The sequence below is a fragment of the Micromonospora sp. NPDC050980 genome (genome assembly GCF_040653835.1).
Lineage (GTDB): Bacteria > Actinomycetota > Actinomycetes > Mycobacteriales > Micromonosporaceae > Micromonospora.
This window is the reverse complement of record NZ_JBFAGS010000045.1, coordinates 1-18476: the sequence shown is the minus strand read 5'-3', so window position 1 is coordinate 18476 and position 18476 is coordinate 1. Positions and strand designations below refer to the sequence as shown.

Sequence of the window (18476 nt, the reverse complement as noted above, 5' to 3'; positions counted from 1 at the left end):
CGACACCGAACAGGCCGATCACACCCCGATCGCCGCATAGCATCAGACCGGATCCAGCGATGGCCGTCTCTTACACCACCAGCGCGGACGTGACCCATCCGAGCCCGCGTCGCCTTTGATGGAACTAAGGTCAGGCTCGGTCGGCAGACTGTCAACGGCCGCAGCGAAGACCGCGTCGTGCAGCCGCGATTCACGTAGAACCAGCTGCGCGGGCCCGGGTTCGGCGAGCATCTGCGGTGTGATCGGCTGCTGGCCTGTGCCCCGGCTCCGGAGCTCCTGCGCCGCTGCTTCGGCGAGCGCATCAGCGCAGCCGGCGCGGCCGAGGACGGCGAGTTGGGTAGCGGAGCATCGGCGTAACGTGCCACGCAGCAGCACATCGGCGCAGCAGGGGTGAGACAGGGCAGCACCGGCAAGCTCGAGATCGTGTGTGTAGGCTGTCTCAGGCGCTTTTCGGAGGTCCTGGTCGATCGCCACCTGCAGCATCCATTCGGGCGCGCTCCCGCTGAGCGGTCCCTGGAGCAGCACCAGAATCAACGTATTCCGACTGTCACTATCCGGCATGACGCGGACTTGCTCGACGGCGAGTTGGGTTGGGGGCGTGTCCGGCCCGGAGTCGATGACAAGCGTGGTCAGGAACTCGACGGGCAGGCCAGGGCTTGAATCCGTGTTGGACACTCGTCCCCCAGTTCGTGCGGGCGTGCAAAGCATCATTCTGCCCCAGCAGACTTGAGCGTTGCCCTGTGTCAGCGGTGGCTTGAGGTGCAGGAGATCGTTTGGTTCTTTCTGCGGCGTGCGGGGTCGATATTGCCATCCATGTCGATCCTGGTGTTCGGTTGGTTGCGGAACGTAGCATCTCCTCGGGTGCGCGTGACGCGAGGGGGTCGTTCTTGCCGGACTGGCGTGATGAGGTCTGCACTGCGCTGGACTTCTGGATCAGCAGCACCGGAGGCTCGCGGTCGGAACGCCTGATCTGTGTGGGCCGAGCCCGCCAGGAGGGCCAGCGCGGTTGGTACGCCATCGATGTCCGAGGGGCAGAGCGTTCTCGGGCTGACCCGGATCAAGTCGAGTCGCTGCGCTTGGCGGGCAGCGAACAGCCTGGCTCGGGTTCCGGGTACCCGGTCATGGAAGCGGTGCTGGACGGGTCGCTGTTGCGAGTACGTGTCGCCGAGTTCGTGGATCTTGGTGAGGCGTATCTCTGGCAACACAAGCAACCGGCCACCCATCTGCTCGTCAAGCTACGTGAGGGCATTTCCGGACTTGACGACGCCGCACTGGCACATGATCTTGCTGCCGGGAGGCTCGCCACTGCTCCTCGCGTCGTGCATCCGGTCGCCGGGTTCACCCCGATGCAGCAGGAGGCGTACGAGTCGTGTCTGGGCACCGGTGTTCGTCTCGTTTGGGGGCCTCCGGGTACGGGGAAGACGCGCGTTCTGGCCGAGGCCATCGGCGCTGTGATGGCTGCGGGCAAGCGGGTGTTGTTGGTGTCCGCTACCAACATCGCGGTTGACAATGCGCTACTCGGTGTCGTGGGTGCCGGTCACCAAGTGGGGGATCTGCTGCGGGTTGGTCCACCGCATCACCCGGACGTGCTCAGGCATCCGGAGGTCTGCCTGCCTCACCTGGTGCGGGAACAGCTGGTCGGTGTGGATCGGCAGCGACAGGTCATCGCGGACCAGTTGCTACGGATTCGGGAGGCAGCCGACGAACTCGTTCGCCTGGAGGACCTGGTTGGTGACTTCGACGAGCAGCGGTACCGGCAGGCGAAACGGCTGTTCGCTGCGGAGGCGGAGATTCCTCGGCTTGCCAAAGCGGTGGCAACGGCGCAGGCGGCGGCGCAGGACCGGCGGCGGGACTCTGCCCGACTACACGATGAGCTGACCGCGGCTGATCGGCGCGTGCAGGACCTTGCCGCGACCCGAGCAGTGCACGCGGAGGTTGACCGACTCCAGCACGACCTGCTACATGTCATCGCCGCCACTGACGATCTCAACGCCCAGTTGCTGACGGCCCGGCACGCCGGCGATCAGATCAACACCGAACTGGCTCGGCTGGAAGACGGCGGCACTCTCGCACGGTTTCGCGACCGGCTGAAGATCAAGCAGCAACGCGCGGCGCTGCATGAAGCGCGCCAGCGGGTCGAGGAGCTGCAGCCACGGGCACACGAAGCCAAGGAGTTACTCGGGCGACGCCGCTCAGCGGTGCGGCAACGGATCGAGCAACTTGTCGCCACTGCGGTTGGTAGCAAGGCGGACATTCAGGCCAGTGACGCCGCGCTCGCTGCGGCACAGCAAACCCACGCGCGAGCGGAAGCGCTGGCACAGCAGGCCGAAGACCAGGTGACGCAGGCACAGCAGAAGCTTCTTGCCGCCGAGACCGGGACCCGGCCGACCGGGGCGCAGCGCGCCATGGTAGAGCATGCCGACCGGCATCAGCTGTCGTCGCTCGCGTCGCAGGTAGCCCGGTTGCGGGCGAAGGCCGCCGCCGACAAGGTCGGCCGCTCGCGGCTGGAGCAGGAACACGCGAAGGTACAGGAGCAGTTCGACCGCCTTCGGCGGGACGCCGAGGGAGAGATCATTCGCCGTGCAAGGTTGGTCGCGACGACCCTCGCCCGGCTCCGAACCACCAAGGCGTTGATGGATGGCCCCTACGATGTCGTTCTGATCGACGAGGTCGGCGCCGCGAACCTCCCTGAGGTGCTACTCGCCGTCTCACGCGCCCGACAGGCGGCAGTGCTGCTCGGCGACTTCATGCAACTCGGCGCGATCGTCAGCGAGGAGGTGCAACGCGCCGAGCGGCCAGACATCCAGCGCTGGCTGACCAAAGACGTATTCGCGCACTGCGGCATCACCACACCGTCCCAGGCCCAGGGGCATCCGGGCTGCACCGCACTGGACGTGCAGCACAGGTTCGGGCCGGACATCATGAGGCTGGCGAATGCCGTCGCCTACAGCGGGTTACTCAAGCCCGGCCGGGGCGTGCGTGCCCACAGCGACGATGATCCGGAGATCGTGCTAGTCGATACCGACAAGCTCGATGACATCGGGCGTGTCCGTCCCGCCGGCCGGGTGAGCGGCTGGTGGCCGGCCGGAGCTCTACTGAGCCGGGTCCTCGCGGACTACCACCAGGCTCGGGGCGAACGCACAGGCGTCATCACCCCGTACGGGCACCAGGTCGAGGCGACCCTCGAAGCGCTTCGCGACCAGGAGAGCACGACGAAGCCTGTCACCGAGGTCGGCACCGCACACCGCTTTCAAGGCCGCGAATTTCCGATTGTCGTGTTTGACCTCGTCGAAGACACCCGTGACAAGCGTTGGATAGCCCGCGCCTCGTTACGGGGTAGCACCTGGGAACGCGACGGGACGCGTCTGTTCAACGTCGCGGTCACCCGTACCCGTGAGGTTCCCCCGGTAGCTCGGAGGCTTTCGATCATGCTCTGATGGAGCTGAAGGGAGTCATCCGTGGCAGCACCGAAGAAGTACCCCGATGAGCTGCGTGAACGTGCGGTGCGGTTGTATCGGGAGTCGGACCCGAAGCCCGTGATCCGCCAGCTGGCCCGCCAGCTTGGCGTGCATCACGAGGCGTTGCGCAACTGGATCCGCCAGGACGAAGCCGACCGAGGCCGGCGCGATGACCGGCCCACGACCTCGGAGCTGGAGGAGTTGCGCCGGCTGCGGCGGGAGAACGCCGAGCTGAAGCGGGCCAACGAAATCCTCAAGGCCGCATCGGCTTTTTTCGCCTCGGAGCTCGACCCGACCCGGCGACGGTCGTGACGCTCGTCGACGAGCTACGCGATCGCTTCGGGGTCGAGCCCGTCCTCCGGGTCATCGGCGTGGCAGTCTCGACCTGCTACGGCTGGCTCGCCCAAGCCGCGAACCCATCGCGGCGGCGACGCGAAGATACGGAACTGGCCGTGGAGGTCGCCGAGATCCACGAGGTTTCCGGCGGCACTTACGGCAGCCCGCGAGTGCACGCCATGCTGCGCCGCCAAGGCCGCCTCGTCGGCCGCAAGCGGGTCGAACGGCTGATGCGCGAGCACGGTCTGCAGGGCGCGTTCCTGCGCAAGAAGTGGCGCATCCCGTCGACCCGGTCGAACCCGAAGGCGACACCGGCCCCGGACCTGGTCAACCGGCAGTTCACCGCCGCGGCGCCGAACCGGCTGTGGGTCGCTGACGCCACACGCATCCCCTGCGGGCAGGGCGTGTTATGGCTGGCCGCGGTGCGGGACGTGTTCTCCAACCGGATCGTGGGTTGGCGGTGCTCCGACCGCTGCGACACCGACCTGATCCTCGGCGCCCTCGAATACGGCATCTGGTCGCGTGACGTCCGCGACGGCCAACTGATCCACCACAGCGACCGCGGGTCGAACTACACGTCGTTCCGCTTCGCGCAACGCTTGGCCGACAATGGGATCCTGCCCTCGATGGGGTCGGTCGGCGACTCGTTCGACAACGCCCTGATGGAGAACTTCTGGTCCACCCTGAAGATCGAACTGGTCTACCGCAACTCCTGGCGGACCCGCGACGAGGCGGAGAACGCGATCTTCAGATACATCGACGGCTGGTACAACACCCGCCGCATTCAGAAAGACCTCGGCTGGCGATCCCCAGACGAGTACGAAACCGCCCGGCACACCCACCAGGCCCGACAAGACGAGCCAACTATCGTTCAGCCTGAGCCCACCGGCGCCAGGTAACCAACCCTCCGGCAAACCGGGGGAACCTCACCCGGACACGGCTGTACCTGATCGGCAGCCGCACCCGGATCCTTTCCGCACCTGCCGGTAGTCCCTTCGGTGAGGTCGCCGCGTTGCTACGAGACAAGCGGGCCCGAACCGTACCAGCGACCCTACTCATCACGCCGTCAACAGTCGCAGGGCCGGATCGTCCGCTCCTCGGGCCAGTCTCCAGCGAACTGTCGGAAATACTGGCACAGCACGTTCGGGTCACCGACATCCACGATGAACGCAGTTTCTATCAGGCGTTTGCTGACCACCTAGGAACCGCGCGCCGTTCGATTTGGATCTGGGCTCCATGGACCACGGACCGGGTCAAGTCCCTGCTTCCGGTCCTGACGGACGCTGCGGCAAGGGGCGTGAAAGTGACCTTGTTCGTACGCGACCCGGGCGACGCGCTGCAACGCAAACCCAAGCACCAGAAGTACCTGGCCGATCTACGCGCGGCCCTGCACACCGTCGTGGAGATCAACATGATGCACCAAAAGATCGTCATCATCGATGAGGAGACGGTGCTGCTCGGCAGTCTCAACTCACTGTCGCAGAGCTGGACGCGTGAAGTGATGCTCACGGTTCGAGGTGCCCACTTCGCCCAAAAACTCCTCGAACACGAACACGCGGACCAGTTCGCCGCACCACCACGCTGCGGCGTGTGCGACGGCACCAAGGTGGATCTGCGCCGCCGACGCTCAGACGACTGGTACTGGCGATGCTATTCCGATGCCTGTCCCCGGTGGACCCCGGGCGGACGAAGTGCCTGGACACAAGCAGCCATCGGCGCCACCTCACCGAAACCATCGAACCGTCAGCGCTCACCGTCAGAATCAGCTGCCTCAAGCCAGGGCGCGACCAGACCAGCAGGGCCTCCGCCACCTCAGCGGCGTCCTGCAGGCAATCGTGCTCCTCGGAGCGCGTCCGGCCCATCTGAGGCGACGGGAGAGCCTCGACCTTGACGGCTACGCGCGGCTCTGCATCCTGGCATAGCAATGACTGCCCGAAAGCAGATAGCGTAATCCCGGTAGACGTACCGCCAAACCCCGTTGACCTTGGCGTAGGTGTCCCGCACGGGGTGTGATGGAGTTCCATCACACCCCGTGCGGGACACCCTCGATCCCGAGCTCCCACCGAAACTCCCCGGCTGATCGTCGTCGGCGTACTGCCAATAGGCCGTCCCACGCCCTCCGCCCTACGGTGGAACCTGCCTGACGGCTTGCACGACCGAAGCCCCGATGCAACCGCAGCTGATCAGGGCTACGTAGCTAGGCACCGTTGATCAGCGCTGAGCGTGTTTTGTCTGGACTGCCGGTGAGCAGCGTGAACTCGTAGTCCCCGTCGCCGTCGGGTGTCATCGCGTAGCCGGAGTACATGCCGGTAAGGGTAGGCGGGCTGGTCAGTTGGGTGTGCCGCGTCATGTACGTCCAGGCGTTGTCGACCAAGCGGACGCAGGCGATGCCATGGGCCTTGGCGAATTCCAGGGCTCCGCTCTGGAATCCCGTGGCGGCGACCAGCACGCCCTTCTGGGCACCTGTGGATTGAAGCTTCGAAAGCAGCACCTGGACATCGGACCGTTTGACGCGGTCCTTGTGACGTTTGCACTCGAACAGGACGAGGAAATCCATACCGGCCAGTTGGAAACGCGCGGTGACGTCCATGACGTAGGTTCCGTCCAGCCCGTCGATCGACTCAAGGTGCTTGACCTCCCAGCCGACCAGTTGCAGGTTCATCGACTTGGCGATTGCGGCGACCGCTTCCTCGTACGCCTTAGGCGTGATGTCGAACCATGGCCAGTGATCGTCCTCTTCAGGTACGTCGGTCGGGACCGAGGTGTCGTTGCTCATGACGGCGCTCGCTCTCGGTGAGGGCTAGTCGGCAGAGGCCGGCAGCAGGTCGGCGAAGTCGGTGCTGTTGGCACCGTCACGCGCGCCGCGAGCGGCCCGTCGCAGCAGATCGAGCTTGCTGGTGTTGTTGAGGCACGCCAGCAGGAGGTCGTCTTCCGCATCGGCGATCGCGGCCGGGTCGATGAGCGACCGGGTGGCGAGCCGCAGGTAGTCCGTCCGGTCGAGTGCGGCACCCGCGTGCTGGGCCAGTGGGACAAGCGCTGCCGGGATGCCGAATTCGAGCTGGACCGGCAGGAGACGGGCGAGGTCGTCGAGATGTGCCTCGGGGTGCAGGCACCGGGCGATGTCGATGACGGTGCCGACGACGCTTTGCGTCCGGTCCGCTGACGCCCTGGCGACGCCGGCGGCGTCCTTCGACGGCATGTGGACCATGAGCTGCTGCTCGATGCGGCCCACCGGGACGCCGGCCATCCACAGCATGCAGGCGACCGCCCGCTTCGCGCGTTCGGCGGCCGTCTTGCGCTCCGGGCCGGGCAACGCTGCGAGTACCGGCCCGGCGATCCCGTGCCGCTGCAACTCGCCGCCATAGGTCGCCTGCTCCTTCTGCCAGCCTCTGCCGTTGACCGGCGGGCGTGCACCGGCAACTTCGTCGGTCAGTTGGGCTGCGGCGATGATGGTGACGCGATTCAACGCGGCGGGATTCACCGCCCGCAGGGCGCGGGCGACGCGGACGGCGGACGATACCCGCAGACCGCTGTGTGAAATGTAGGTGCCGAGCTCGGTCAGCTCGATCCCGGCTGTCGTGGACGTCAGCAGACCGGCACTGGCAAGATCGCCGAGGACGGTGGAGACCGTCGCTGCTTGGAACGCTTCCGGTGCGGTCAGGAGCCGCTGCTGGTGCGCGGCGAAGCTGTTCGACAGGTAGGCGATCACGTCGGCCTCGCTGAGGACCGATGCACCCTCTCGTCGCGAGGCGACCGCAACGACGCGCAGCAGCAGCGTCGCAAGGTCGTGCTGTGGATTCAACAGCTGAGAACGCAGATCCTCGGGCTTGCCCAGAACGTAGTCCCGCCAGCGGCGATCTCCGTCGATGCCGCCACCGACGATCGAGACGGCGCGGCCCCCGTCGGTAAGACCGAGCCGGCCGGCTCGTCCGGCGATGTTCTTGTACTCGGCGACCGAGTACGGGGTGCTCTCGGTCGGCCCGGTGGGATGATCAAGCTCGACAATGATCACGGTCTCGGCAGGGAGATTCACGCCCTGGGCGAGCGTCGTCGTGGACACCAGTACCCGGATGCTGCTGTCCGGCGCGCGGAACTCGTCCTCAATGGCGATCTTCTCGTCCCGCGCGAGGTCGGAGATGTGGAACGCGACTCCGCCGGCAAGGCACTGACGCAGATCAGTCAATACGGCGCTGGGATCGGCGCCGGCCAGGCCCTCCAGCGCCGCCGCCGCGTGTGGCAGGCCAAGGCTTCGCGCGAGATACCGAGCGCAGCCGCGACTCGCCCCCCGGGTGCTCCGGAAGACGATGACCTGCTGCCCCTGACCGACGAGCTTGCGGACCAGCGGAATGATCAGGTCCTGGCTGCTGCGCATCCACCCGATCGGCGCGACCAGAGCTTCCGATGCCTCCTCGCCGTCGGCGTCGACATACCGGTAGTTCCCGTCCGGGCCGAGGACTCCCTCGAGCAGCGGCACGGGCCGCTCGGTGCGGGCGATGACGTTGGCGTCGAGCCAGCTGTCGAGGCCGCCAAGGTCGCCCAGCACCGCCGACAGCGCAACGACCTGCGGCGAAACGCCTTCGGGACGGCGCGCCTTGAGCACGGTCAGGAGGAACTCGAGGTAGGCGCCGCGATTGGGGTCGACGATCGTCTGGACCTCGTCGATGACGACGACGGAGAGCAGCTTGAGCAGGTGCGGGTTGCCCAGGGCCAGTCCGGCGAACTTCTCGTAGGTCAACACCGCCAGGTCGAACTGCCCTTGCAGGAGGGCCGACACGTCGTCGGCCGTTTCGCCTGTGGCCCGGATGGTCTGCAACCCGGTCGGCCCGTACGTTCGCGAGAACCTTGCGTACTGCTCGTTGACCAGCGCACGGGTCGGCAGCAGGAATACCGACCGACCGCCAACCTGCGCCGCGCGGATGGCGGCTAGTTCCCCGATCATGGTCTTGCCGGAGGACGTCGGCGCCGTCACCAGAAGGTTCGCCCCGGCAAGGAGGCGCCCTTGGTTGATCGTGTCGACCTGAAGGTCATTGAGCTTGTCGATGCGCTCGGCCCAGGAGTCCAGCACGATCTGCGGGATGCCGTGGCCGCGTAGGCTGGCAAGGTCACGGGTGACCGGGGCAAGCACGGAGGACGGGAACTGCGCCGAGTAGAGCGGGCCTGTGTCGGTGAAGACCGGCCACAGCAACTCCCCGTCCATCTGACCGCGAAGGCTCGGATCCTGCGCGGCGGCCACCGTCCCGGAGGCTTTCGCCTTGACCTCACGGGTCACGAATGCCAGCAGATCATAGAGACGAACCTGCCCGCCTTCATCGGCTGCTGCGCCGAGCAGCGCCCGCAGCAGGTGGTAGGTGAGCAGCCCGTGCCCCAGATGCGGGTCCTCCCATGCCTCCTGCTCACCGGTCGCGGCGGCCAAAACCAGCCGCCCGGTGCCCGCCATCCGCTCCAGCCGGGCGTCCGTGGACTCTGGCAAGCCGGTCAGGCCGCCCCGCGGCACCAGCGGCGCGTTGAGCACCTTCGCGCCCGCGCCTCCGGCAAAGCAGCAGTCCAGGATCACAACCAGCTGGCGGGCCGGGATCGCACTCACCAGGTCCGTGAACTGGTCCAGCGGCAACGACGTCGACGGCAGATTGTCGGGGTCGGCGTCGTGAGTGACCAACTCGTGGGTCGTGCTGCCGTGCCCGGAGAACGAGATGACCACGACGTCCTCGGGCGTACTACGGATCTGAAGATCGACGAGACCCGCCACGACGGCGTCGCGGGTGGCCGCCCGGTCCACCAGCAACGTGCCGTTTGCGTCGCCGAGGTTGTCGCAGAAGACCGCGTGCAGCGCCTTCGCGTCGCGGGAGGCCGACGCCAGTCGCCGCACCGACTTTGATCGATAACGGTTGATGCCGATGAACAGGCCATGGAACTGCCGCGCCGAAGCGGCTGAGATGTCAGGCATTCGTGTCCCCGGTGTCTCGGGTGTTCTGGACGACCATGAACGGCACCGCATCCCGTTGAAGGCAGGACGTCACGGCGGGCATCTGCGGGTCGGCGGTAACCAGGATGAGCAGGCGGTGGGCGCGGGATGCGCCGACGTACAACACCCGCCGGCTTTCACCGGGATCGCCCTCGCCCCAGAGCCCGACCCCGTCGGCGGAGGTGGCGCGTTTCGGCAGCGGCGGGATCGCGACCGCGGTGACCATTGCCTGGAGGCCCTTGAAGCCGTGGATCGTCGACCAGTCGAGCGCATCGGGTTCGTCGACCATGAGGACCGGCCAGGCGTCGCCGTTCGGGGAGCGGAGGCCGCCGGCGTTGATCCAGTCGTCCCACCCCAACGCCTTGATACCGTTGCGTATCTCGGCACGGAAGGCGCTGGGTGGGCGGTCGAAGGGTGAGGTCCTGCTGGCGAGCCGCAGGCAACCGTCCCGGAACGTGCGTGGGTTGAGCCCGACGGAGTCGAGGAACTCGGCGTCGGCGAACACATGGTCGTCGTCGTGGCCGAGCCCGCGGAGGATGCCTTCGATCGTCTGCATGGCCTGGGTCCGAGCCCGGGCGTTGGCGCGGAGATCTTGAAGGGTCGCTGCGGCCTGGGCGAGCTGGACGAGTTTGCCGCCGTTCTTGTCGCCAGGCGGTGAGGCGCCGGCGCACTCGCGGGCGTCCTTCTCGGCGTAGGCGAGCACCTTGATCTCCTCGTGGGTGAAGCCCATCGACCCGGCGACCTCGATGATCTTCGAGCGGGCGTGGCCGAACCCGCTCACGGGCAGGACCACGACGGGGTACTGGTCGTCCTTCCATTTCCCGAGCGGGATGTCGATGCCGGCGTCGGCGCGCAAGCTGTTGACGACGGCGCAGATCGCCGGGGAGCTTCGGTAGTTGCCGTCGAGCCGGGTTCCTTCGGGGACCCGGCCGACGAGGTCCTGGACCGCCTCGATGGTGGAGCCGCGGAAGCCGTAGATGGACTGGTCGAGGTCGCCCACCATGACGGTCTCGATGCCGCAGTCCAGCAGGAAGTTGATGAGGAAGATGTCGCTGCTGTCGCAGTCCTGCACCTCGTCGACGATGACCGACCCGAACCGGGCGCTCATTAGCTGGCCCAGGCGGGACCGGTTGGTTGGGTCGGTGAGGTAGTGCTCCATCAGCACCCGCGTCGCCGCGCAGTCCATCACCCCATTGGCGAGGAACCGGCGAGCCAGGCGTGAGGCGCTGCTGTTGACCTTATTCCGCTGCCAGTCCAGGAGGTTGGTCACGGTGCTGCGCTGGGCGTACGGGACCTGGTGGTTGACCAGCCGGGCGTTCCCGCCGTCGTGGTCGAAGGCGAACCAGCCGAGCTGAAACTCCAGCGGCACTCCCCCTACCCTGAACGTGGTGCCCTGGACGGTGTGCCACGAGTCCTTGAACGTGGGGACCGTGCCCGTCAACGCCTTGTACAGGGGCGTGACGATGAACCGGTTGATGAAGCCGTCGATGGTGCCGACGTAGTTCGGGGCCGCAAGGAGGTCTGGCCGCTGGGCGCACCGCTGACGCGCCTCGTTGATCGCGGCGTTGGTGAACGACAACAGGGCGACGCCCTGCCGGACGCGGACGCCGGGGCGCTGGGTGAAGCGCTCGACGATGCTCTGGGTCTTCCCGGCGCCCGGGCACGCCGGGACGAAGACGCTGCCCGGCTTGTCGATGAGGGCACGCTGAGCCGGCGAAAAGTCGATCTCGTCCATGCCCGCTTACCGCATCGCCGACTGGATGGCCTGTGTGAGGTAGGCGGGGCACTCGAACGTGCCGCCGCTCTGGATCAGCTCGGCGACGTCGTGGGCGAACTCACCCTTGCCGATGTACCGCTTACTGGTGCGCAGCTTGCGGTAGAAGACCTCCGCCGGGTTCGCACCCATCGTGAGCGTGCTCCAAAACTTGCCCGACCGGGGCTTCTGACGCTTGAACGCGGTCTCCAGCAGCGGGCCGTTGACCGTGAACGGGTTCATCAGGTCGGCCTCGAGCGTGAACTCGGCGGCGAACACGGCGAGGATCGAGTCGGCGCCCAGCTGGGTGGCGATCTCTTCCAGCCGGTCCTTGCGGCTGAGCGTGGCGGCCGGCTCGCCCTCCGTCTCCGGCTCGACGGCCTTGGGCTCATCGTCGAGGTCGTCGTCCAGGTCGACCTTGTCATCGACGTCGGGGTCGCCGTCGGTGATGACCACCAGCCGGTCCACGAGCCGAACGCCTTTGACCTGCTGCAGGAGGAGCTTGAGGTACGGGCCGAAGTCGACGCTGCCGATGCTGATGATCGACACGGCCCGGAATTCGCGGCACTTCGCCCCGTAGTTGGCCGCCGTCTTTTCGAGGACGCAGTGGCGTGCGAGCGGCGGCAGGATGACGGCCTCGGAGACACCCTCCACAAGGATCGCCCGCCGGGTGAACAGCAGCTCGGCGCGGCTCACGTCGAGATACTGGTCGATCTTGCGGCGTTCCTCATCGGTCAGGTCGATGTCGCACAGGGCGATCACGGCGGTGCCGCGCTGGATGCCCGTCGGCGCCACCTCGACCCCGGTGGCCGAAGACTCCTCGGTGGATTTCTGGGTGGTCGGGGTCTCCTGGGTACGCAGGACCACGATGTTGCGGATGCCCACCGCGCTGGCCAGGTTCGGCGAGTGGGTCGTGGCGACCACCTGGATGCGACCCGCCGGGCCGTCGGTGTCGTCGCGCAGCGACTTGACGGCCTGCTCCTGGAGGTAGTCCAGCAGCACGGCCTGCAGCTGCGGGTGGAGGTGGGCCTCCGGCTCCTCCACGAGGAAGAGCGTGAGCTCGGCGTCCTGGGCGTTACGCAACTCGATGATGACCGACGCCATGTAGAGCAGATTGGCGTAGCCGAGGCCCGAGTCCTCTATGTCGGCGAGGTCGACGCCGTGCTCGGCTATCTTGAGGCGCAGGCCACGAGCGAGCCGCTGCAGCCGGACGTCGCGGAAGCTCAGACCGATCACCTGCCCCCGGACAGGATCGGTGAGGTCGCTGACGTGCTCCTGCAGCCGCCTCTGGGTGCCGGTGATGACGTCGTGCTCCTCGAGCTTGCGCAGCCCGTCGATCGCCTGGTCAAGAAAGTCCGTGCGGTCCGCCTCGCTCGTCAGGTACTTGATGATGAGCGCCATGCGGTTGCCGGTGGCGGAGTCCAGCTCACGCTTGGCGTCGCGCAGCGGCGCCAGGTAGACGTGCCGGATCTGGTCCCGCTTCTCGGGTTCGGCGTCGGACCCGGCGGCCCGGCCGGCCAAGTTCTCCACCTTGGACCGGCGGGGTGCGTCCACGCCCGGCCGGAACCGGGTCATGTAGGACGCCTTGTTCGTCGCGATATCGAGCGCGCCGATGTACTGGCCTCGCTGGAACCGCGTCAGACCATCGAACTCGCCCACGATCTCGATCGGCCCGTCCGCGCCGATGGAGACGTCGTCGGTCTCCAGGTAGCGGACCCGTCGCCCGCTCAGCGGCGTAGTCAGCAGCCGCATCGCGTCGATGACGTTGGACTTGCCGGAGTTGTTGTCGCCGACGAGCAGCGTCAGGCCGGGCTGGAGCTTAATCTCCACGTCGCGACACGAGCGGAAGTTCGTGAGCCGCAGGCCGGCGAGATACATGCCGCCCCCCGTGGTCGGCGCGCTAAGCGTGGTCAGTGCTGTGGACATGCTGGTGGAAACTCCCCGCCCTGAAATGGGATACGTGCAATACGGAAGAGGTCAGCGCTTCGCTGACCTGTCGCGCTTGCACCGGTCTACTGCGGGGTACGCGACCGGCGCGGGTTCGCGAAGAGGCATCTACGGTCTCGAGCATGTCCTCGATCGGGGACACCCGGCCGCAGGCCGAACGGCACGGCCGGAACGAGCAGAGGCCCGTCCGGACGGCAATCAGATGCACAAGACGCTCGCGCCAAGCCCTCACAGGTGCTTGTGACACAGGAGGACACGGTCGACAACGTGACGATGAGTCATCGCCGCCTGGCGGAAATGTCATGCGACTGACGGAAAAAGCGCACGCTGATGGCACGAATCCGCTTGGTCATCTAGGCTGCGAGAGCCCCGCCGGACCGAGGTGGTGGATACATCTCGGTACTGCGGGGCATTCTCGTGTGCCGAGATTGCCGGGTTTCGCGTCGGCGTCGTGGATGCGGGCATCTGGGCGCCCGGGCATGCCCTACGTGGTCGTGGTCAAAGTCGTCCCCCCAAGGCCCCCCGGCCGAGTTGAGCCGCGCGGTCGAACCGCGGCTGGGCGCGAACGTCACGCCCAGCGATCAAGGGTAGGTCAACCCGAGCCCCTCGCGCAAATCGCGATACGCGAAATCGCTACAACCTCGCCACTGAAGGCGTAATGGTGACTATATTTGCCGAAGCAGCGCCGTCACTGTGTTGTCATGACACAGGTGCCACCGTAACCAGTCTTCAAGATCCCCGCTATGGTGTGCATGTGGGAAAGGGCCGGTCGTCACACGATGAGTGATGCGCACATCCAACCGAACACCCCTGAGGCGACCGCGTCAGCCGAGGGTAAGGACGCTTGGTCGAAGAGCGTCACGAAGGTCATCGCGAGCCAGGTGAAGTACTGGCGCGACAAGCGCAGCATGAGCGCCAACGACCTCGCTCGCCGGACTGCAGAGCTCGGCTCGGAAGTACCTCGATCGGTCATCGCCAACCTGGAGACCGGACGACGTGAGTCGATCAGCGTCGACGAGCTTCTAATCCTCGGCGCTGCGCTCGACGTGCCCCCGCTGCTCCTGCTGACCCCCGTCGGCCGGATCAACACGATGCGTATCTTGCCGGGTCTCGACGCGCCCCCCTGGCTCAGCCGTGGCTGGATCATCGGCGCCCGGCTAATCGATTACACGGAGTCCTCGCTCCAGAGATGGCGCGAGGGGCGTCGTTCCGTGGTGCTGTACGACGTCCACCGAACCCTCGTCCAGCAATACGCCGAGGTCCAGACGCGAATACGGCGAATCGCCGCTGACCAGGCGCACACGGCGCCCGGCACCAGCGGCGAACAGGCTGGCAGGCAGCAGCGCTACCTCCAGGTCCTGGTCAACGATCTTGCGCGCGGCCTCCACGTCCTGCGCACACACCGCCGGACAATCGAGCAGGAGGGATTCCTCGTCCCCGACCTCCCTCCAGCCCTAACGACGCTTCTACGCGAGGTCGAGGTCCCGGAAGATCCAGCCGTGGACGACTGGGGCACCGCGCTGGCCGACCAATTCGCCGCCGAAGAACTCCTCTTGATCATGAAGCAGGCCCAGTCGGGGCGTACGTCGGACGACCCATGATCGAAGCCGAGTACGCAAGCCGTCGCCCCGCAACCCGGCTCACCCGCCCGCGCACCCGCAGTCACAGGCATGCAAGATCCAGATTGACCGAACCTCAGCAGCACATGGCGACGTCGCCCGACCTGAAGCCCTCCGAAACAGCGGATCATTTCGGAACGGTGTCGGTCGCGCGAGCCGGCGGACGTCCCGAACGGGGCGGGTCGGCCAAGGCCTCGACACCATCTGCGGCGTAGGGGCCCGCCAGCCGATCACTGTGTGGCGAGTCATCCCCCCGCCGCGCGATCTCCGTGTTCGGCAAGCCCTTGGCCGCCAGCAGCAACACGCGGCCCGCTACACCCGCCCGGATAGGGCAGTCGATGAACGAGTCAACTCCCGGAGCCGGGCACCATTACCCTCCCGAAGCACCAGCGGCGCGGCAACCGACACCCGCATGACTATGCCTGTCCGGGCTTGGTTCCGGGAGTTTGTGTTGGGCGTCGAGGATGAGTTGGGCGGTGCTTTCGGCGACCTGTCTGGCGCGTTCGGGTAAGACGGTCGTGTAGGTGTCGGCGGTGAAGGCGTAGCTGGTGTGGCCGAGCATGTCTTGGACAGTTTTCAGGTCGGCGTGTGCGGTGAGGGCGAGGGTGGCGGCGCCGTGGCGTAGGTCGTGGAGTCGAACCGGTGGTAGCCCGGACGTGGTGACACGCGCGGCGAAGTGATGGGTGAGCCAGTCGGGACGGATGGGCCGGGTGTCAGGCCGGGTGAATACGGCTCCGTCCGGCAGCCACAGTGCGCTGGCGTCGGTAAAGAGCTGTTGCTGATGCTGTTGGTGTTTACGCAGGACGGCGATGGTGGTGCGGTCGAGGGCGATGGTGCGTTGTCCGGCGGCGGTTTTCGGCGAGTCGAGGTAGGGCCGGCCGTGGACGTGGGCGATGTGGTGGTTGACCGTGAGCGTGCCTTCAGCCAGGTCGAGGTCGGTCCAGCGCAGTGCACAGAGTTCGCCCCGGCGAAGGCCGCGTAGCGCGGCGAGCCACCATAGTGGGTACAGCGGGTCGTCGGCGGCGAAGGTGAGGAACCGGGCAAGCTGGTCTGGTGTCCAGACTGACACGGTGGGGCGTTGGCCGTCGTTTTGCCAGGCGGCTACCCGGGCCGCCGACCACGGTTGTGGACGGTGTCGGTGGGGGCGGGGTAGCAGGATCAACCGAGCGGGGTTGACCAGCAGGAGTTGCTCGCGGATCGCCATGTTCAGCGCACGACGGAGAGTGGCCCGGATCCGCTGCATCGTCGCGGCAGAAATGGGTCTGCCAGTCCGGGTTGTTAAAGGGGCGATTGTCGTGAACATGGTTTCGATGTGGGCGGGTCGTAGTCCGGCCAGGGTGTGTTTGCCGAGATGCGGGATCAGATAGTGGTCCACGTGGTGGCCGTAGGTGGCTGCAGTTGATCGACGGACCCGACCGGGCAGGCTCTGCAGCCAGCGGCGTAGCCACTGCTCGACGGTGATCCGGCGTGGGTTGCTGCCAGCGGCCGCGGTCGCCAGAGCGTCATTGCGGGCCGTCGCCGCCTGTGGGGCGGTACGGAATCCGCCCTTGCGGAACCGGGCTGGGCCCGGCGTGTCTCGGGGAAGCTGGACGCTGAAGTACCAGCTGCCGTGTGTTGGGATCGACAATCGGGAACACTGCGGGCCCAAACGCCGGCCTGTCACCGGGTCGGTGCAACCGCACCGGCGGTATACGCCTGCTGTCCCGTCGTCCTTCATGATCCCCTCCCTGACCAGCTCATTTGCTCCAGAACACACGATCGCCTGGCCCATGCGAGGGAAATTCGTTTTTTATGTCCGACGACGCCAGCACCTACCAGACCTAAAGGAGGGCGGGATCCGGTTCGGGCCTGGCGGTCATCGCGCGGCCGGTCCGAGCAATGTGGGCCGGCCTGCGCAAGGAGCGAGCTGGAGCAAGCGACGGTCGGGACCGATAGGACAACTAGACGGCGACGGCAAGTGCCGAACTGGACTTACGGGGGCCGTCTCGGACGTTCAGCCTCGCACCGGACAGGGGGCATGTCGATCAGACGATCACCCGGGGAGCGCCCGGGAATCCACGGTGGCCAGTCCCGGCGTGCCTCCGGTTGCGTTTCGGCAGGTCAGCATGATATTAAGGTAGAGTACGGTTTGGAGGGCATAGCCGATCTGGATACTTTTAATCCATAGGTTCAGGGTTCGAGTCCCTGGCGGCCCACTCAACAGCGCATCTGAGCTGGGAGTACCCCGGCCGAAGATCATCGGGCACAACCAGGGCACAACTCAGTCCTGATCTTGGCTGGTGAGCGGCGGGTGGCGATCGCCATCACGACCAGCACCTGGAGTCGGCGCAGCGCGGTCGGGTCGTTCCACCCCGTGGCCGGGGGTGGCCGAGCGCCATGCCGTTGACGTCGATCAGCACCTCGTCGGTGCGCTACTCGTTTCAGACCTGCCGGCCGGTGTACCCGAGGTTGATCAGGGTCGCCCGGACGGGCGATCTTGGATCAGGCCAGTTCGCCTCGGTGGGGTTATTGACGACGTCGCACCCCGAGGGCAGATGTCGCCGCGAGTGAAAGTCTCGGCGATGACTCCGGTCTGCGCCGCCGTTCGACGCCGGACCAGCAATGGTATGACTGGGACCGCAAATTGGTATGAGTGAATTCCTCGATATCCTGCTCTACTTTTCGGTGACGGCGCTTGACCCGATCAGATATCGAGGCGGGGCGCTTTCGCCGCGCCTTCGGAGAAAGGCTTCCTTCCATGAAACCCTGCCATCGGCCGAAGAACAGACCACTCGCCGCCCTGGCCGTCCTGACCTTGTTGTCCAACCTGCTGGTGATGACGTTCGGTACGGCGAGCCCGGCGCAGGCCGCCACCTCGACCGTCACCTGCCACGACGGCAGCAGCAGCGGTCAGACGCTCTACACCGCGAGCAGCGACTGCGCCAAGAAGATCGCCTACTACAAGTACTACTACCCCTCCTACAGCACTCTGGCCTGCTCGGTCAGTCACAGTGACGCTCCGGGCGGCAGCCAGGACACCCTCACGGTCACCTGCGGCGCGTACACCGTTCCGCCACCGATGGGCAACTCGGCGCCGCCGAACGGCCAGAACTACGAGTGCTACATGTACGGCCAGTACGCCCGCTGCAAGGGCTGGGCCGAGGACCCGGACAGCACCGGGACGTCAGTGCTGGTGGACTTCAACCTGGGTCCGTCCGAGGGCCGTTCCGCCTCGCGGCAGACCACCACGGCCGCCGCGTACGGCGACAGCACCATCAAGGCAGGTAAGCACTGAGCCTTTTCCAAGCTGATCTTGCAGCTCAGGATGGGTGCGGCAGGCCCGGTGATCGATGGATGCGAGGCTCCAGGTAGGACAGCTGTCGACCAAGACTCGAAGCCCCGACCGGGAGCCTCGCCATGCT

Annotated in this window: 12 protein-coding genes; 6 read left to right on the top strand and 6 right to left on the bottom strand. The window is 66.5% G+C overall.

The window, feature by feature from the left end; all coding sequences use genetic code 11:
- Positions 1 to 42: 42 nt before the first annotated feature.
- The gene (locus AB0H28_RS29610; RefSeq protein WP_358047295.1) at positions 43 to 675 is read right to left on the bottom strand and encodes a hypothetical protein; all 633 of its coding nucleotides are present in this window, start codon (positions 673 to 675) and stop codon (positions 43 to 45) included.
- A 98-nt stretch (positions 676 to 773) separates the two neighbouring features.
- On the opposite strand from AB0H28_RS29610, the gene AB0H28_RS29605 reads away from it, so the two are divergent.
- The 4 genes from AB0H28_RS29605 (at position 774) to AB0H28_RS29590 (ending at position 5685) form a co-directional block, all read left to right on the top strand.
- Positions 774 to 3437, top strand: coding sequence for an AAA domain-containing protein (locus tag AB0H28_RS29605; protein ID WP_358047292.1), 2664 nt, complete (start codon positions 774 to 776; stop codon positions 3435 to 3437).
- A 21-nt stretch (positions 3438 to 3458) separates the two neighbouring features.
- Positions 3459 to 3770: a transposase gene (locus AB0H28_RS29600; RefSeq protein WP_358047289.1), complete on the top strand. Its 312-nt coding sequence runs from the start codon at positions 3459 to 3461 to the stop codon at positions 3768 to 3770.
- Entirely contained in the window at positions 3767 to 4693 is a 927-nt protein-coding gene (locus tag AB0H28_RS29595; RefSeq protein WP_358047286.1) for an IS3 family transposase, read from the top strand. Before AB0H28_RS29600 ends, AB0H28_RS29595 begins: the two co-directional genes overlap by 4 nt.
- A 113-nt stretch (positions 4694 to 4806) precedes the next feature.
- On the top strand, positions 4807 to 5685 hold the full coding sequence (locus AB0H28_RS29590; protein WP_358047283.1) for a phospholipase D-like domain-containing protein: 879 nt from the start codon (positions 4807 to 4809) through the stop codon (positions 5683 to 5685).
- A 306-nt stretch (positions 5686 to 5991) separates the two neighbouring features.
- On the opposite strand, the gene AB0H28_RS29585 is transcribed toward AB0H28_RS29590, so the two are convergent.
- From AB0H28_RS29585 to AB0H28_RS29570, 4 genes are read right to left on the bottom strand one after another with little or no spacing between them, the layout of a single operon-like run.
- Positions 5992 to 6570 carry a restriction endonuclease gene (locus AB0H28_RS29585; RefSeq protein WP_358047280.1) on the bottom strand — a complete coding sequence of 193 codons (579 nt, stop codon included), beginning with the start codon at positions 6568 to 6570 and terminating at the stop codon, positions 5992 to 5994.
- 24 nt (positions 6571 to 6594) lie between these two features.
- A complete protein-coding gene (locus tag AB0H28_RS29580) occupies positions 6595 to 9738 on the bottom strand; it encodes a DEAD/DEAH box helicase (RefSeq protein WP_358047277.1) in 3144 nt (1047 codons plus the stop codon).
- Positions 9731 to 11491, bottom strand: a complete 1761-nt coding sequence (locus tag AB0H28_RS29575; protein WP_358047275.1) for an ATP-dependent helicase — start codon at positions 11489 to 11491, stop codon at positions 9731 to 9733. The genes AB0H28_RS29580 and AB0H28_RS29575 overlap by 8 nt, the downstream gene beginning before the upstream one ends.
- Before the next feature lie 6 nt (positions 11492 to 11497).
- Positions 11498 to 13435 (bottom strand): AAA family ATPase, encoded by a 1938-nt coding sequence (locus AB0H28_RS29570; RefSeq protein WP_358047272.1) that lies wholly within the window; start codon positions 13433 to 13435, stop codon positions 11498 to 11500.
- 800 nt (positions 13436 to 14235) lie between these two features.
- On the opposite strand from AB0H28_RS29570, the gene AB0H28_RS29565 reads away from it, so the two are divergent.
- The gene (locus AB0H28_RS29565) at positions 14236 to 15057 is read left to right on the top strand and encodes a helix-turn-helix transcriptional regulator (RefSeq protein WP_358047269.1); all 822 of its coding nucleotides are present in this window, start codon (positions 14236 to 14238) and stop codon (positions 15055 to 15057) included.
- Between the two features lie 388 nt (positions 15058 to 15445).
- Here the strand turns inward: AB0H28_RS29565 and AB0H28_RS29560 are convergent, their stop codons facing one another.
- Positions 15446 to 16792: a site-specific integrase gene (locus AB0H28_RS29560; RefSeq protein WP_358047266.1), complete on the bottom strand. Its 1347-nt coding sequence runs from the start codon at positions 16790 to 16792 to the stop codon at positions 15446 to 15448.
- Positions 16793 to 17812: 1020 nt separating this feature from the next.
- On the opposite strand from AB0H28_RS29560, the gene AB0H28_RS29555 reads away from it, so the two are divergent.
- Positions 17813 to 18349 (top strand): hypothetical protein, encoded by a 537-nt coding sequence (locus AB0H28_RS29555; protein ID WP_358047263.1) that lies wholly within the window; start codon positions 17813 to 17815, stop codon positions 18347 to 18349.
- The last annotated feature ends 127 nt before the right edge of the window (positions 18350 to 18476 follow it).

Bases quoted from the DNA above. Each gene is read 5' to 3' on its own strand.
- AB0H28_RS29560 (WP_358047266.1), bottom strand. From the start codon at position 16,792: ATGAAGGACGACGGGACAGCAGGCGTATACCGCCGGTGCGGTTGCACC.
- AB0H28_RS29585 (WP_358047280.1), bottom strand. From the start codon at position 6,570: ATGAGCAACGACACCTCGGTCCCGACCGACGTACCTGAAGAGGACGAT.
- AB0H28_RS29570 (WP_358047272.1), bottom strand. From the start codon at position 13,435: ATGTCCACAGCACTGACCACGCTTAGCGCGCCGACCACGGGGGGCGGC.
- AB0H28_RS29555 (WP_358047263.1), top strand. From the start codon at position 17,813: ATGAAACCCTGCCATCGGCCGAAGAACAGACCACTCGCCGCCCTGGCC.
- AB0H28_RS29565 (WP_358047269.1), top strand. From the start codon at position 14,236: ATGAGTGATGCGCACATCCAACCGAACACCCCTGAGGCGACCGCGTCA.
- AB0H28_RS29575 (WP_358047275.1), bottom strand. From the start codon at position 11,491: ATGGACGAGATCGACTTTTCGCCGGCTCAGCGTGCCCTCATCGACAAG.
- AB0H28_RS29580 (WP_358047277.1), bottom strand. From the start codon at position 9,738: ATGCCTGACATCTCAGCCGCTTCGGCGCGGCAGTTCCATGGCCTGTTC.